At 39.9% G+C, this 286-nt stretch carries 1 protein-coding gene; it reads right to left on the bottom strand.

From position 1 onward, the window contains the following. Positions 1–286: LysR substrate-binding domain-containing protein (locus tag SB764_RS39425; protein ID WP_410866671.1), on the bottom strand; the 286-nt coding region annotated here is incomplete at both ends.

Raw genomic sequence — 286 nt, 5'->3', positions numbered from 1 at the left:
GTCTTGCATTTCCACAATCTCTTTATGAACAAGCGGATGAGCGGAATGAACGAAGAGCATCAGTTCTTCATTAAGCAATGGAATGATATCAAACTGCTCTTTGTCCACTGGTTCAATAACCACGCCAAGATCCAGTACTCCATCTTCAACCTCCTGTTTCACCTTGTTTCCCCCATGTTCTATCAGCTTGATGTTCACATCAGGATACAATTGTTTAAATCCTTTAATGATTTTAGGAAAAAACAAGACACCGATAAGCGGCGGTATTCCAATTTTCACTTTTCCT

The sequence above is a fragment of the Paraburkholderia sp. SIMBA_027 genome (genome assembly GCF_046535315.1).
Taxonomy (GTDB): Bacteria; Pseudomonadota; Gammaproteobacteria; order Burkholderiales; family Burkholderiaceae; genus Paraburkholderia; species Paraburkholderia tropica.
The sequence above is the reverse complement of the archived record's forward strand: the minus strand, read 5'-3'. Positions and strand labels throughout refer to the sequence as shown.